Source organism: Aliikangiella coralliicola (assembly GCF_007004725.1).
GTDB lineage: Bacteria > Pseudomonadota > Gammaproteobacteria > Enterobacterales > Kangiellaceae > Aliikangiella > Aliikangiella coralliicola.
The window spans coordinates 305962-322733 of sequence record NZ_ML660160.1; the positions used below are offsets into that span (position 1 = coordinate 305962).

The window sequence follows — 16772 nt, forward strand, 5'->3', positions numbered from 1 at the left end:
AGTGAAGTTCCGCATCTATTCGTTGTTTTTAAGCCTGTTTACATGCCTGATATTTGCGCCGACCGTCGGCGCCAATGTTCAGTTAGACCAAGATTTTGGTAGCTCAGGTATTGTTCTTACCAATGTTCAAGCCGCCGATTCAGGCAGCCAAAGAGTCTACAACATTATTCAATTAGCCAGCGGTAAGTTGCTGGCAGTAGGTCGTAGTTTTGGTGAGCAGGAGAGTGATGAAAATGGTCATAATTTTGCCCTTGTTCGCTATAACGCTGACGGTAGTTTGGATACAACTTTTGGTGACAATGGCCTGGTGACCACTTCCGTCGGCGACTACGACCTGATACGCAAAGTTTATGAGTTGGATGATGGCAAGTTGTTAGTTGGTGGTTATACCCAAAGTGGCGACCGCGACTTTGCCGTCGCTCGATACCTAAGTAACGGAGAGCTGGATACCAGTTTTGGTGATAACGGTATTGTTATTACTGACTTCGGTTATAACGAGGAAGATTACGTTGCGGGCATGGTAATGCAAAGCGACGGTAAGCCTGTGCTAGTGGCAGAAAGTTATGATGGTACTTCCTATTTTGTTGCTTTGGCCCGCTATAACACCGATGGCAGTTTAGATACTAGTTTCGACGGTGATGGTTTATTAAGGCTTGGCGCAATAGGTGGTGAAGGAGACCATCCCGAAGCGATCATCCAGCAAAGCGATGGCAAGTTATTAATCACCGGGTCCGCAACTAATGCCCTTAATGACGATTTATTTGTTGTGCGTCTTAATCAAGATGGCAGCATGGATACATCATTTGAGGGTGATGGAATTTTTGCGATTGAAATCGAAGATGGCGACGATCGTGGTCGGGAACTTCTTGAACAGGCAGACGGTAAGATTATCGTTGCGGGTTATCATCATGACAATTCAAAACGCAACGGGCACCTCATCCGATTAAACGCTGACGGTAGCCTCGATACGACATTTGATAGTGATGGAATTGCTTCTTTTAACCTCGCAGATTTCAATGACAGGTTTTACTCAGTCGTTCAGCAAGCAGATGGAAAGTTAATTGCTGTTGGCTCTGGTCAATCTTCAGACGACATTGACCAGTTTCTCCTGGTTCGTTTCAATGAAGACGGTAGCCTGGACACATCTTTCGACAGCGATGGGATAGTAACCACTCAATTTCCAGATGTTGAAGAATCAAAATCACGTACGATTATTCAGCAAGCTGATGGCAAGTTTGTCGCAGCCGGATATACCGTTCATAACGATCAGGGTGACTTCGCGCTAGCTCGATTTAATAGTGATGGCAGCTTAGATACGTCGTTTGGTAATGATGGTCTGGTGACGCATTATGATGAAGCTGGAACGGCTGATTTGCTCAAAGCCCTGATTAAGCAAAGCGATGGTAAGTTAGTTGTTGCGGGTAGTAGTGATGATGGCCATGACAACGAATTGATCGCTGTTGTTCGTTATAACCAGGATGGCACCCTTGATACCAGTTTTGACGAAGATGGTATTGTAACGACCGCTGTTAGTGGCAGTGGTGAAGACTACGGCAATGCGCTCTTGCAGCAGTCGGACGATAAGTTGATTGTTGCTGGTCGTAACCATTCCCAAGATTTTACTCTGGTTCGATATAACACCGATGGTAGTCTTGACGATTCGTTTGATAGCGATGGTATTGTCACAACTTCCGTTGGAACTTCTGCGGCAATCAATGGATTAATACAGTTATCAGACGGCTCAATAATGACAGTTGGTGACAGTACTCAATCAGGCACTCAAGCAATCACCTTGGCGCTTTATCAATCCAATGGTTCTTTAGATACTAACTTTGACACTGATGGCATTGTTACAACTGTTGTCGATACTGAAAACTCAATTGGTAGCACGATTATTCAGCAACTGGATAGTAAATTAGTGGTGGCTGGTGCGCGTAACAATAGTGGCGCAAACGATTTTGTTGTTGCCAGGTATGATCTTGACGGTAGCCTGGATACATCTTTCGATAGCGATGGCATAGCGACTTTAGAGCTAGGAGGAGATGATACAGCCTATGATGTGATTCAGCAGGATGATGGCAAGCTAGTTGTCGTCGGGGTTTCTATTCAAAGTGGCGTCCACTATGTTGCTGTCGCACGTTTTAATTCTAATGGTAGTTTAGACACTAATTTTGATGATGATGGTTATCGTCTTCTATCTGCAGGAAACTCAAAATATGCTGCTTATTCAATTTCTCAATTGGCGAATGACAAACTGATTATTGCCGGACAAAGTCTTAACGCAAACTCTCGCTATGAACTAAATCTTATTCGGCTTAATAGTGATGGAAGCTCCGATAGTGATTTTGAAGAAAATGGTTTTTTCAGTTTTGATTTAGATGATGTTCAATTAACAACTGATAACGATGTTTTGGGAATTAATGGTTTTGTAATTGATGGTAATGACGCTTATCTTGCTGGTACTGCTAGCAGTGATTTTTACACGATTAAGTTGACTAACTTAAATGATAGAGATGGTGATGGTGTCAGCGATGAAGAAGATTATTTTCCAGACGACGCATCGAAAACACTCAAGGCAACGTATCTGATTGAAACAGGTAGTGTCGACATTACAAACACTATTGATAATGTTTCAGCAACGACGATTAACTTAAAAAATTCGTTTGTTGACCCAGTGGTTATTCCGTTTGTCACGACAATGGCAAACATATCACCGCTGGAAGCTCGTGTAACCAATGTTTCCACCAATAGTTTTGATATTTTTCTTGAAGCACCTGATGGCAGCAGTCAAACAGAAACAGAGACAGTATCTTATTTAGTGGTTGAGAAAGGTCGTTGGACTTTAGCAAGTGGTTTGGTTGTTGAAGCAGGCACAACTGAAACTGACAACGTTCATAGGGAATTAGATGTTGGTGATGACGGAGACGCAATTAGTTTCTCAAGTGCTTTTGATTTTCCGCCAGTGGTACTTCACTCGCTGAATAGTTACAACAACGGTAACTTTATGACCAGTCGTATCGATAATGTTTCTACTAATGGGTTCAATACTGAACAGGAAGCAGCAGGCTCAGGCTCGAACGTGACTACAGAAACCATTGGTTGGGTTGCTTTTTCTGCCGATAACGGAACCATTGGTGCCTACAGTTACGAAATTTCGTTTCAAAATGACGGAACTGCCGATGGTGTAGACGATGGACCTCATAGTATCAGTATGAACAGTTTTGGTGACACGCCTGCGGCAATTTATCCTGATGTTATTGTCGATGGCCAGTCATTTAATGATGGTGACGGCTATTGGGCAAGAGGAAACAATGTTCATGAATCGTTCAATCGAAATCATCCTTTTAGTCTGGGTGTTTTTGCCCAAGAAGATCAGGTTTTTGATTCAGAGCAAAGTCATGGCGATGAGACTTTCGGTTGGGCTGCTTTTGAAAGTGGCACGCAAATTTGGTTGCGTGATCTCGACGGGGATCTTGTGGATGATGCACAAGACGATGATGATGATGGCGATGGTGTTAATGATGACAGTGACGCGTTTCCATTAGATAACACAGAAACAACTGATACCGACGGTGATGGCATCGGTAACAATACCGACACTGATGACGATGGTGATGGCTATAGCGATAGTGATGAAAGTGACAATGGTACTGATTCTTTAGGTTCTAACAGTACACCAACGGATACCGATGGCGATTTCGTTTCTGATATCAATGATGAAGACGATGATAATGACGGTTTTAGTGATTATGATGAAACTGATAATGGTACCTCTACTACGAATGCATTGTCTTTTCCATCGGATATCGACGGCGATTTTATTTCGAATTTATATGATAACGATGATGGTAACGACGGTGTAGTAGATGGTCTCGACGCAGACTGGAATTCTAGTGGTTATATTGAAGCGCAATTAGTTGATTCATTGGGTTCTGACTATGAAGCATCAACAGAGGCTGTAGCCATTCAAAGTGATGGTAAAGTTTTAGTTGGTGGTGGGACTTTAATTCCTGGTGAGTCAGATCAAGCCTTGATTTTACGTTTTAATACCGATGGTTCTCTAGATTCTTCTTTTGATAGTGATGGCCGGGTTAATTTGGACATAGCTGATCAAGATAATGAAGTGAAAGGATTGGTTGTACAAGAAGATCAAAAAATCGTAGCGCTGGTCGATTATGTTAATGCCGATGAGCAGTGTGGATTAATTCGTTTAAATAGTGATGGTTCTTTAGATAGTGATTTTGGTTCAGCAGGTATTGTTGAAATTAATTTTATTAATACAAATCGCCATTCCTGCTTAGATATAAAGCAACATGATAACGATAAACTAGTTGTATTATTCGAAGATAGTGACGCAGATACTACCTATGTTGTTCAATTTGATGTTGATGGTAGTGTTAACAATTCTTGGGGTTCAGACGGCATCCTTGATTTAGAGTCCCAATTTGCTGAATTTTTAGTCATTACAAGAACTAGTAGTGTCATGGTTGTCGGAACAAGTGACAGCAATAAAGTGAAAGTCAACAGATACACTTCGATTGGAAATACATCTAGTTCGTTTGGGACTAGTGGAAGTTTTGAATACGATTTTGGTGGCAGAATCAATAACGTTGCTCTGTCTATATTAGATGATTATCAATTCTTAATTGCAACTTCGACGAGAGACGATGATGATTTGAAGGTAATAAAAGTTAGCGAATGGGCTGGCGGGCTTGATACCAGTTTTGGTACTGATGGAATCGCTGCCCATGATATTGATAGCGAAATTTTCCGTTTGGGTGAGAATAACGCCATGCTAGTTCAAGCTGACGGCAAAATTATGCTTGTCGGTAGTACTTATTTGCAAGCTCCAATAACAAATCGTTTTATTAGTTTTACTGGCGTAAGATTAAATAGTGACGGTTCACTAGACTATACCTTTACCGATAGTGGTGCCAAAAGTTTTTACTTCAGCGGTGAAGATAATGGCCGGGCGCTCGATAGTTTTAACTCTGCGATCCAATTAAATAACGGTAGTATTTTTGTCGCTGGCGTAACGGTAGAGGCTTCGAGTGATTCAAGTAATGCCGTGATAGCTTTTAGTTTTGAAAGTGAAGCTGATACTGACGGCGATGGACTTCGTGATAGCTTGGATGATGACGATGATGGTGATGGTTTCAGTGATAATGAAGAATTAGACAATGGAACCTCAACTACCGATGCTACTGATCAGCCGACAGATTCCGATAGCGATGGTATTTCTGATTTATACGACAATGATGATAATAATGATGGTGTGATTGATGGATTGGATGCCAGTTGGAATGTGCGAGGACTGGTTGAACACCAAGCCGTTTTTCCATTTGATGGTGACTATGATGCCGAAGCTTTTGCTATTGCGGTTCAAGACGACGGCAAAATTTTATTGGCGGGTGAATCTGATGCAGGCGGCGTCCCTGGTGAATTACTTATTGCTCGCTTTCATAATGATGCAAGCCTGGATGAATCCTTTGATGATGATGGTATTGTTAACTTTAATATCGCAGGACAATCGGACGAAATAAATGCCGTAATGCCACAGTCCAATGGAAAAGTTGTTGCGTTAAATCAATGGAGTAACTCCGATCGCCAATGTGGACTGGTAGCCCTAAACAGTGACGGCAGTTTAGACACTGATTTTGGTGTTGATGGCCTGGCAGTTATTGATACGCTAAATACTGACAGGCAAAATTGTAGAGACGCCGAACAAGATAATGCCGGAAACTTCTTAGTATTAGCCACTACTGATGATGTATTACTTGCCCGCTTTGATGCAGATGGAAAATTGGATACTAACTTTAATGACGATGGCATTATTGAAACAGGTGGCTCGAGCTCCGAGAGGCTAGATATTGCTTTACAGTCAAGTGATAAAGTACTCCTCGTCAGCGACACGACTATTTCCCGGTATGATAATGATGGCAATCTCGATACTACATTCGGTACCGATGGCGCTTATTCGATCTCTTTAACTGAGAGTATTCGCTATAACAATATTAAGGTATTGCCAGATGATAATATTTTTGTAATGGTTGGGCTAGACGATAGTTTGGATTTACAAATAATAAAAGTCCTAGCTGATGGTAGCGGACTCGATACTAATTTTGGTGATAACGGTATTGCGACTATAAGTGCAAATGGCGGAAGTTTTTTCATGTCCAGCTTTGATGCCTTTGTTGTGCAAAATGATGGCAAGTTAATGTTGGTTGTCCAATCTTATCGGCTCAATCCAATCTCTGAATCGCAGAGGACCTTGACAGCAATTCGCCTAAATGCTGACGGTTCGGTCGATACCAGTTTTGCAACCAATGGTTTTCTCGATGTATTGCTAAGCGACGCGAGTGGCTCATCGAAGTTGGGTGATATCAACGATTTAGTTCAACAAAAAGACGGAAAAATATTGGTCGCCGGAGAAATGAGCTACGGCTGGCAAAACGTAGGTGACACTATGTTTGCAGTTCGTTTTGAAAGTGAAACCAATACTGATGGTGATGATTTAAGTGACTCAATCGATCCCGATGATGATAACGATGGCGTTGAAGATAGTGAAGACGCATTCCCGTTAGATTCGACAGAGTCGATAGATACCGACGGTGATGGCATCGGCAACAACGCTGACACTGACGATGACGGCGATGGTGTTGATGATGCTTCAGACGCTTTTCCTTTAGACGCTACTGAAACAACTGATAGCGATGGCGATGGTGTCGGAGATAATAGTGACGCTTTCCCCAATGATGGAACTGAAACTGTCGACACTGACGGCGACGGCATCGGTAACAATGCAGATACCGATGATGATGGCGATCAGATCCCAGATGAAATAGAAAATCAGAATGGCTTGGATCCATTGGATAGTTCTGATGGTAATTTAGACCTTGACTCTGATGGTGTATTAAATACCGACGAAGCAATTGATGGAACGGACTTAAGTGATCCAAATGATTTGCTTAATCCATTAGCAACCAGCTTTGACGGTGATGGGTATTTAACGGTTAATTACGATGATAGTGTCAGTACCGAAGATTATATTTACGGACTAAACACATCGAATAATCAGATTTTAGCGACAGGTTATATTTATCCTTATGATGATAATACCGAACCTACCGTTATGCGCTTAAATTTAGATGGTTCGTTAGACTCCAGTTTTGGCAATGATGGATTCTTTAGCACAATAGGAATGGAAATAGACTCCTATGGAAGACAAACTTATGTGTTAAAAGACGGCAGCTTAATGGTGTCGGCGGAGTGGGATGCGTCGTTGTTAAAAGTAACCGAAAACGGTGTTTTAGATACGAGTTTTTTTGCGGACCAGGATTATCCTGGTATTTGGGAAGTTCCTGGTGCAGAGCGTTCAATTGAGCCCGTTGTACTAGAACTCACTGATGGTTCTTTGATAGTGTCTTCGGCAACCTCTTCGCGATTTTACGAAGCTCAAGTTCGTAAGTTCGATGCTAATGGTAACTCTATTAGTGACTTTGGAAACTCAGGCATATTTAGTTCCGGAATGCTCAGGGCCAGGGTAGAGTTTATGCATGAGCAATCAGATGGCTCTATTTTGGTGGGGCTTCAGAATTACCTAGACGTAACCATCATTAAAATATCTGCCGCAGGCGTTTTAGATACGAGCTTTGGTGAAAGTGGTTATGTTACCTATGATTCAAATCGCACTATTCGTCTTCAGGGAATGGTTAAACTTGCTGACGATAGATTTGCCATATTGCTTGAAGGCGAAGACGTTAATGGCAAAGATGGTTTACATGTCATTCGATTGCATAGCGATGGTAGTGAAGATACCAGCTTTGCAACGGATGGAATGTTCACATTAGCTGAAGCGAATTACGAAAATTTACAAGGGATTAATCTATTCAGGCAGGACGACGGTACCTTTATTATCGCCGCATACCAGAGTATTCAGAATGGACGAGTTGCATTGGCTGCTCGTTTAACTCAGGACGGCACACTAGATACCAGTTTTAACAGCGATGGTATAGCTCGGCGGTTATTTAGTCGTGACTTCAATATCTACGCTGCCACTTTATCAGCTAATCACGATGTGCTCTTTGCCGGTTATGATAACTCTGGAGATAGCTCAGTATTTGCTATTGCCAGCTTTGACAATCAGTCGGATATCGATGGTGATGGCGTTGAAGATTTTAGCGATGCATTTCCCGAAGACGCATCCGAGTCAACCGACAATGACGGCGATGGCATTGGCGACAATGCCGATACTGACGACGATAATGACGGCTACAGTGATACCGATGAACAAGACAATGGCACATCAACAACTGATAGCGATGATATACCTGCTGATAACGACGATGACTTTATTTCAGATTTAAATGATAGTGATGATGATAATGATGGTGTTAGCGATGATGAAGACGCGTTTCCTTTCGATAACTCTGAATCATCAGACACTGATGGAGATGGTATCGGTAACAATGCTGACACCGACGATGATGGCGACGGTGTTAGCGATGACGAAGATGCATTCCCGCTGGATGAAAATGAGTCGCTAGATACTGATGGTGATGGTATAGGAAACAATGCTGACTCCGACGATGATGGCGACGGTGTTAGCGATGATGAAGATGCATTCCCGCTGGATGAAAATGAGTCGTTAGATACTGATGGCGATGGTATTGGAAACAATGCTGACTCCGACGATGATGGCGACGGTGTTAGCGATGATGAAGATGCATTTCCACTTGATGAAACAGAGTGGCTAGACTCTGACGGTGATGGTATTGGTGATAATTCCGATGACACTCCTTATCCACCTGCCGGCGAGCTAAACCTGAGTGTCAGTGAATATTCCGTCGATGAAAATGCCGGTACTCTGGAAGTAACTGTGAATAGAAGCGGTGGTGATTATGGTGAATTGCAAGTCGATTACGCGTTGCAAGATGCCTCGGCGACCGCGAATGTCGATTATGAATATCAAGCAGGAACTTTGACATTTATCAATGGCGAGATTTCAAAAACAATTACTATTTCTATTGTAGATGACGCCGATTACGAAGGTGATGAAGCCTTCACGATTCAGTTGAGCAACCTGGTTGGCGATGGAACTATTGGTAGTCTATCAATGGCGATGATTGTTATTGCTGAAGACGAAGCCATCCCTCCTGCGGGCGAAATTGGATTTGAGCAGGTGGCCAAATCAGTTAATGAAAATGATACTAATGTAACGCTAAATGTGATTCGTACCGGCGGTAGTTTTGGCGAACTCGGCGTGTCTTATAACACGACTGATGCCAGTGCCATTGCAGGAACCGATTACGTTGCGTTGAGTGGCAATTTGACCTTCGCTGATGGAGAAACCAGTCAGTCAATTTCGATCACTTTGGTCAACGATGATGTTTACGAGTCGGACGAGCAATTCGCTGTTCAGTTATCTAACTTGACTGGTGATGGTGTGTTAGATTCGCAGGCAGCAACGATTACGATCGTCGACGATGAACCAACGCCTGACTCTGGCATTTTCGTATTTGAAAACGCGACTTTTTATGTTGATGAAAATGCCGCGTCAATCGAGATTGACGTTGTCAGAGTTGATGGTGATTTTGGCGAAGCGACTGTTGAGATTACCAGTGTTGGTCAAAATTCAGCAGAAGCGACAGCAACGGAAGGGGAGGACTATGAAAGGGTTTCTCAAACGTTGAGTTTTGCTGATGGCGAAACGTCGAAAAGTGTGACATTGATAATTAACGATGATGCCAACTATGAAGGAGATGAGTATTTCATTCTTGATCTGACTAACGCTGTTGGTGCAGGAATCGGTCCTCAATCTTCAACGGACATATTCATTCGCGAAGATGACGCAGTGCCACCAGCCGGAGTATTCCAGTTTAGCGGTTCAAACTACCAGGTTGATGAGAGTAGCGGTGAAGTGCTGCTTACTGTGACTCGAAGCAACGGTAGTTATGGTGAAGTTAGATTGAACTTGAATACCGTTGACGACACTGCGCGCGATGGCGTGGATTATCAAGGTGAAGAGACGACACTCACTTTTCTTGATGGAGAAACTAACCAGACAGTGCGTTTAATTATTCACAATAATGATGACTACCAAGGTGACAGGAGCTTCACCGCTTCTCTATCGGGGCTCGTTGGAGATGGTTCCATCGGCGCGATTGCCACAACGACGATCAATATATTAGAAGACGAAGCAACACCACCTGCCGGTATTTTGCAATTTAGCGGGGAGTCCTATTCCGCGAACGAGTCTGACGGTATTTTGATATTAACGGTGATGAGAACTGAAGGTAGTTATGGCGATGTCAGTGTTGATTACACAGTGACAGATGAAAGTGCAATTAATGGTACTGACTTTGTCGCGGTAGACGGAACCTTGTATTTTTCTGATGGTGAGATGAGTCAACAAATTGAGATTGAAATCAAGGAAGATTCTCTTGATGAAGACCTTGAGTCTTTCCTGGTGACATTATCTAACCCTGTTAATACAAGTATTGGAAACCTAGACAGTGCACAGGTTTCAATCAGTGATAATGATGAGACGCCAACGGTTGTTGATCCACCTGAGACAACAACCGGCGGCGGTGGCGGCGCTTTTCATTGGTGGTTAATTTTGTTCGGCCTCTTCATGCTCTGGTCAAGAAGCGGTTTGCAACGAAAATTAACCTATCAATGCTGATTAATTAGATAACTCAGACTAATTAGACAGCTTAGATTGTTTAGACAGGTTAGATTATTTAAACAACATAGTTATGCAAGGATAATTATGAAAAATAGCGATGTTCTTTTGTATATTGCCGGCAACGACGAATTCGGAGTGAGAATCCACGTTCAAATTGCGAATGAAGAAAATACTGAAACTCTAATTTTTTCTGACCATGGCTGGTTATATGAGAAACAGTTTGTTCAATGGATAAAAGCAAAAATGGAAGTGCCGATTGAATCTCTCAACTTTATTTTTTGTGGTGATCCAAAAAGCGAGTTTCCTTTGTACTCGGAATTGTATTCTGCCGGGGCCAAGGTTAGCTTAGTATCGTAAAGAAAGGAGAGTGCTCAGGCGATATGGCTGGGCACTCTAACTTTTCTTGTCCTTTTTATTAGTAGAACTACAAAAATAATCAATTATATTTTTTCAAAATAATTCAATACCTCTGCAATAGCTCGACATCAAGTTGAGTAGGTTTCAACCTTCTGATATAGCTTCCGGCGAAGCTAACTCGGTGGGCTATCATTAGAAATTTTCTGCCGATATCGCATATCTCCATCTATACTTGAAATAAGTTAACGGTAAACAAAACTAACAATACTTCTTTGTGGATACCTTTACTCTTACCATTTTCAGGGATCTTATCGCGTTACAAATGATCCTGGTGTTATTTATTTTGCGGCGACAAAACCGCGATTATGTGCCGACTAAATATTGGCTGTTATTTGCCATATTTTATTTTATCCAGGGATTAATTTTTAAAGATTGGCCCGGTGTTCCTAAATGGTTAGTGCTATTGTCAGGCAATAGTATCGTGATATTAGCGAACGTGATGTTGGCAATGGGCTATGTGAAAGCTTTACACCTGGAACGAACGCGCCGATTTATTTGTAGTGTTGCGGTCGTTTTTCTTATTTATAATGGATTAAGTATTGCGTTAGAATTTCCGGCGAGAATGCGAATAACTCCACTCGCTTTTCTGTTAGGAATAATCGACCTGAGGGTTGCCTATGAAATTATTCGCTTACCCAGGGAACAATTATTTTCCTATGTTAAATTAATTTTTGTACTGTTCCTTCTGCTTGCGCTGATTTATCTATGTCGAAGCGTTGGTATATTTCTTTCTCTTAAGAGCAACGTGTTATTCGTGCCGAATACCGTTGATCAATTGACATTAATGATGTCAACAATTGTCATGATCACCTTGGCTTTTTCTGCTAACTTGCTGGTAACCGGGCTTCATCAGCAAAAGCTAAAAATGTTGGCACAGTACGATAGTTTGACTGCGATTTTCAATCGACGTACTTTTTTTGAAAAAGCGAGGGCGATTTGCCAGCGACTGCAAAATAACAATGAAACCTTCTATATTTTATTAGTTGACGTTGATAAGTTTAAGCTAATCAATGATGAGCTAGGTCATCTTGCAGGTGATGTCGCATTGAAGGGTATTGCGAATATTCTTGCTAAAAATCTGCGACCAAATGATATTATCGGCCGTTATGGTGGTGAAGAATTTATTGCACTATTGGTCGATTCAACTCAACAGCAAGCTGAGCAGGTAGCAGAGAGATTGCGCAGTAGAGTCAGTGAAACTCATTTTGAATATTCCGGCAAGGTGATGAAATTGACCATTAGCATTGGCGTTGCCTCAAACCGTCAAAAATCTGAATTGGAGAAGGTCACCAAATACGCAGACGAAGCGCTTTATGAGTCTAAGAAAAATGGCCGTAACCTGGTCACTGTTCATAGCGCCTGAGTTTTTGAATAGAAATGGAGTAAAAAACAGAAAAGCAAAAAACTACCAACTAGCGGTCAGTTTTACGTCGGCGAATGGACGAACAGCAAACAATCGGACAAAATAACTCCCTGGTTGTGGTTGACGAAAAATAACGGTTTCATTATTTCCGCCAATTGACGGGCGCTCATCCCATTTATTCAAACTCGGAATTCCATCAAATAGTACAAGCAAATCGGCGTCGCCTCGTCCTTCGGAAGTGCTGATGGTTAGTTCTGAAATGCCTTCAGGAATATTAAGCCGATAAATATTGGAGTAACTGTTTGGTTCGAGTAATGTTAACTGTTTGGTTTCTCCGGAACTAAGTAAGTGAGTTTGCGTAGATTCATTTTCTATCGATTCTTTGGCTAGTGTGTAGCTAATTGCTAAATCGAAACTAATATCGGAACTGTTCGGACTCAGTTGGTGTACGGCGACGGCAATCGAATTTTCACCTTGTTGTAATAAGCTAAAATCAAAAGGTACTTCCTGCCATACATATTCGATAAGAGAGTCTGTTGCTAAAGTCTGGTGTTCACTACGTAATGTATGATCGGTATCTTTTGTCAAATTGACTCGATAAGCCTCAATCCCATTGATATAAACTACAGCGCCATCGTCTACTAATATTCTGAGTTTTGGTTCACCAATATCAGAGAGGTTTTGAATAACAAATGTGCGGCGAAAATATTGAACGAGGGTTTTGTTTTCCGGATCGTTTCCAAAAGCTGTCACAGTCGCTTCATCATTTTCGCCATACCCAAATTGAGCCTTTCCCGTTTGCCATTGGCTGCTGTCAAAATCTTTCGTAAACCAATCGAGAGGAGGAGAGGCTGCTAAATCATAGTATTGCCACTGGCTGGCGGGAGAAATAAGTTCCTCAGCTTGAATGGAATTGACCCAATTGATAAATAGTAATAATCCTAAGTGCACTAAGCGCATTCTTCATTCCTTGGTAACACTGGTCTCATAGTTTTTACCTTGTTAGAAATAATATACCAGTTCCGAAGAACTGGCATAGAGTCTTTTGGGTTTTCGTTAAAATTGAGAATTGTTTAACTACTTCTTATTGAAGCGTGGCCTCAAGTGTTACACCTTCTCCTTGTTCTCGCATTGTAACGTAATGCCAACCTCTGCGAGGATTACGAATAATGATGGTTTCTTCGTTGGTGTTCGCAGTTTTGGAGCGCTTGTAATAGCGTGAAGTGGTTGTCCAGGTGTCATCACTATGATAAAGCGTCCCATCGCCTTCACCACCAATTGTTGTGAGCTTAAGCTCAGTCATACCAGAATCGACCCAGATTGATAGTTGCGCTAAATTAGCGCCGATACATACGGGTGACTCGCTCTTTAACTTGCCGCGGGTTATCGGTGATAATTCATGGCAAACCCCCTGGTTTGATGAGCCGTCATCTTCTTCCCAACTCACGGTTAAAGTGACGTCGTTAAAGCCCCGATTTTTGTAGGGATTTGCCATAAGTGACCAGAGCCCTGATGCCGGCTTATCGACAGTAACAGTTTCATTGTTACCACCTTTCCATGGTCGATAATCATAATCGCTCTCACTGACACCTTCGCCATATTTCACATGCAAATCTGCGTCGCCGCTACCCCCGGAAATTTTGATTTCCAGGTTAATGGCTGATTCTGGAAGGTTAATTAAAAAGCCAGGTTGTTCTTCGCCATTGGAACTAATGGTAATGCTAGCGCCGTTTGCCAAGGTTGAATCGTTTGTGGGTGATTCTTTACTTTCAACTTCCTGTAGCCAGTTAGCAAAGTCACTGTCATAACTGGTTCCAATGTTGGCTAAGAAGTCATCCAGTTCATCATAGTCACCATTGCGCATAAGGTTTAAAATGCTGCTGATATCCGATGCCCTTTTTTCGAAGAAATATCTGACTGCCAGATAACCCCAGTCGTAAATACGGGTTGAACCGTCGCCATAACGAGTGCTAAACAGCTCACTCAATTGGTAAGTATTTTTACGAGCTTCTTCGATGGCATCGTCATTCAGATCTTTCAGGGAAATATACTCAGCTAAACCTTCACTCCACCAGGTTGTGTTGTGTGCGTAACCGGTCCGGAAATCACCGTACATATTGAAACGGCCGTCGAGGTAATGAATGTACTCGTGGGTTAAATTCCAGACTGCAAATTCAGGCAGTAACCACTCGGCTTCATGGGCGAAAAAACGAGGAATGTTACCCACTTTTGACGGGTCACCTTCAAGATACTGACCACCATTATCTGTGCTATTGCCAAAAATAATGCCTGAGTACTTTTTGTATTCACTGCTTGAATCATAGATCACAAGTTCTAGAAAACGATTATTATCATCGGCAACAGGGGTCATACCTGTAGCGAGTTTTTGATGAAAGTAAGTTTCCTGACTGCTCAGGTCATCACAAATCTGTGTGAGTTGCTGGCCGGTTAAATCCTGAGCGCGTACCGTTAAGCTATCACTGCAATGATGAGTAATCGGTAAAATTTTTGCTTCAAGCTCCGCGCGAAAATTACAGATATTGTAGTAGTCACAGTTGTCAGCATCATAAGCTTCTATTTGCCCAACTAACTTGAGCCATGCACTAGAAGCTTCGCCGTCAACGGTATATCGAGTTAGAAAATCCTTGATCATCACTTTCGCTCTATCACGCACTTCGCCGCTGTAGCGTAAAATTCGGCCGAGTTCAGAGGCAACGTCTTTGAACTGGTAACTTTCGCTCGACCCAATTAAATCGGTATTATCTTTAAGAAAGTTGTTCAGTGCGTTAAGCAACGACATATCACTTTCAACAATTGCGATGAAGTCATCGGTTTTTCGGGCTCGATAAATTAGTATCAGGCTTTTGGTCAACATTCTTTGCATGTTGGCGCCCCAGTCTTTTTCATAGCTATTCAACCAATTGATGACGACTGGTAAATAGCGGGCATAAAACTCGGATTTGCTAGACATTAACACCATCGCTTCTTTCACTGTCAGCCCATGAGTTTCGTCAGTGTTGTAGTAATTTTGATTGGCTGCGAAAGCGTCTAGAAATTCGGCGATTGCATCGGATACTGCGACAGAATGATCGCCGATAACATCATCATTGCCATATTGCGCCCAAACTCCCACTCGTAAATAAAGTAGAAAGTTTTGCAGGTTATTGGCGTTAGTACCGTCATAATCGATAGCCAATAATCGCGCTTCCTGCGCGATGGTTATCATTGATGCTTCGTTAAATAATGAGCCCATGTTGGTTTTTGGGCTCGACCAGAGGTCATCTTCTAAGCAGGTAAAATCCGTCGCGGTTTTTAGCAGTGCTGTCCGTGTTGCACCTGAAATTGCAGCAAGTTCGTCCGATGTGACACAAACATTAGTCGCAGCGGCAGTAGTGGTCACTGGTTGAGACGCGGTCAGTAAAGAACTGCTTAATGTGGATTTGCTTTGAGAAAGCGTTTTTTTAGCTTGGTGCGCCGGTTGCCGAGCAAGTTGATCTCGTCCCAATGAGTCTGTTAGTTGCACGCCTTTTTCAGTTTTTAACAAAATGCTGGGTTTGTGATGCTCTTCTAATTTTACCAAGCTGTTACTATGGGTAGTGCCAGCAAAGGCAGTATTACCTGCCATCAAAAACATTGCAATACTAGTTAATTTTTTTAATTTCATTTCAACAATCTCTGATACGTTTTTATAATTATTATCTGTGAGATTCGTCCTTAACTTGCAGAAGGTTTTTTTGAAGACTCGCGTTGACTTATGTATTACACATAGCAGTGCACACGAGTTGCGATATCAAATTTATCAAATCTGCGTTCACAGAAAACATAGCCATGCCAAAAGCATAGAAATGCTCTAATAATTAGATTTCAACAAATTTTAGATATCAGAGTGATTTGGGTATTTATCGTTGTTTTTACTGTTGTACTTTTTCTTGCTTTTTTATTCTTCTTGTTTCTTATTTTTTATTTTCAGTGTCGCTATTGTGAGTGATCATTTTATGATCATTTCTTGACCGACCCATTGAGTCTATCTCCCCATTGAATAATTTGCAACCAGAAAAAAACGGTATTATTTGTGTTGTATTGATATACAGCGAGAAGACCGAACGGAATATTTTGACAGGGATAAATTTCATAAGTTTTGCCACCAAATTAACTTTAAATTTGCACAGAAAAATACGAAATAGGGGGAGCTAAATTTGTTAAATAGACCTATATCCATTAAAGATAAAAATAGATGCTCTGTGGGGTGATGATAAAAATCTATTTAAAACAGCAGGTTACAGCATCAGTTTATATCGTTTTACA

The 16772-nt window shown here is 41.9% G+C and carries 5 protein-coding genes; 3 read left to right on the forward strand and 2 right to left on the reverse strand.

Going from position 1 to position 16772, the window contains the following annotated elements:
• The first annotated feature begins 1 nt into the window (after nucleotide 1).
• The 3 genes from FLL46_RS01165 (at nucleotide 2) to FLL46_RS01175 (ending at nucleotide 12467) form a co-directional block, all read left to right on the forward strand.
• Entirely contained in the window at nucleotides 2–10684 is a 10683-nt protein-coding gene (locus FLL46_RS01165) for a Calx-beta domain-containing protein (protein WP_142891586.1), read from the forward strand.
• Between the two features lie 87 nt (nucleotides 10685–10771).
• Nucleotides 10772–11044, forward strand: coding sequence for a hypothetical protein (locus tag FLL46_RS01170; protein ID WP_142891587.1), 273 nt, complete (start codon nucleotides 10772–10774; stop codon nucleotides 11042–11044).
• A gap of 274 nt (nucleotides 11045–11318) precedes the next feature.
• On the forward strand, nucleotides 11319–12467 hold the full coding sequence (locus FLL46_RS01175) for a GGDEF domain-containing protein (protein ID WP_142891588.1): 1149 nt from the start codon (nucleotides 11319–11321) through the stop codon (nucleotides 12465–12467).
• Between the two features lie 42 nt (nucleotides 12468–12509).
• Here the strand turns inward: FLL46_RS01175 and FLL46_RS01180 are convergent, their stop codons facing one another.
• Entirely contained in the window at nucleotides 12510–13427 is a 918-nt protein-coding gene (locus tag FLL46_RS01180; protein WP_142891589.1) for a PPC domain-containing protein, read from the reverse strand.
• Between the two features lie 124 nt (nucleotides 13428–13551).
• Entirely contained in the window at nucleotides 13552–16131 is a 2580-nt protein-coding gene (locus tag FLL46_RS01185) for a M9 family metallopeptidase (RefSeq protein WP_142891590.1), read from the reverse strand.
• Nucleotides 16132–16772 lie beyond the last annotated feature (641 nt).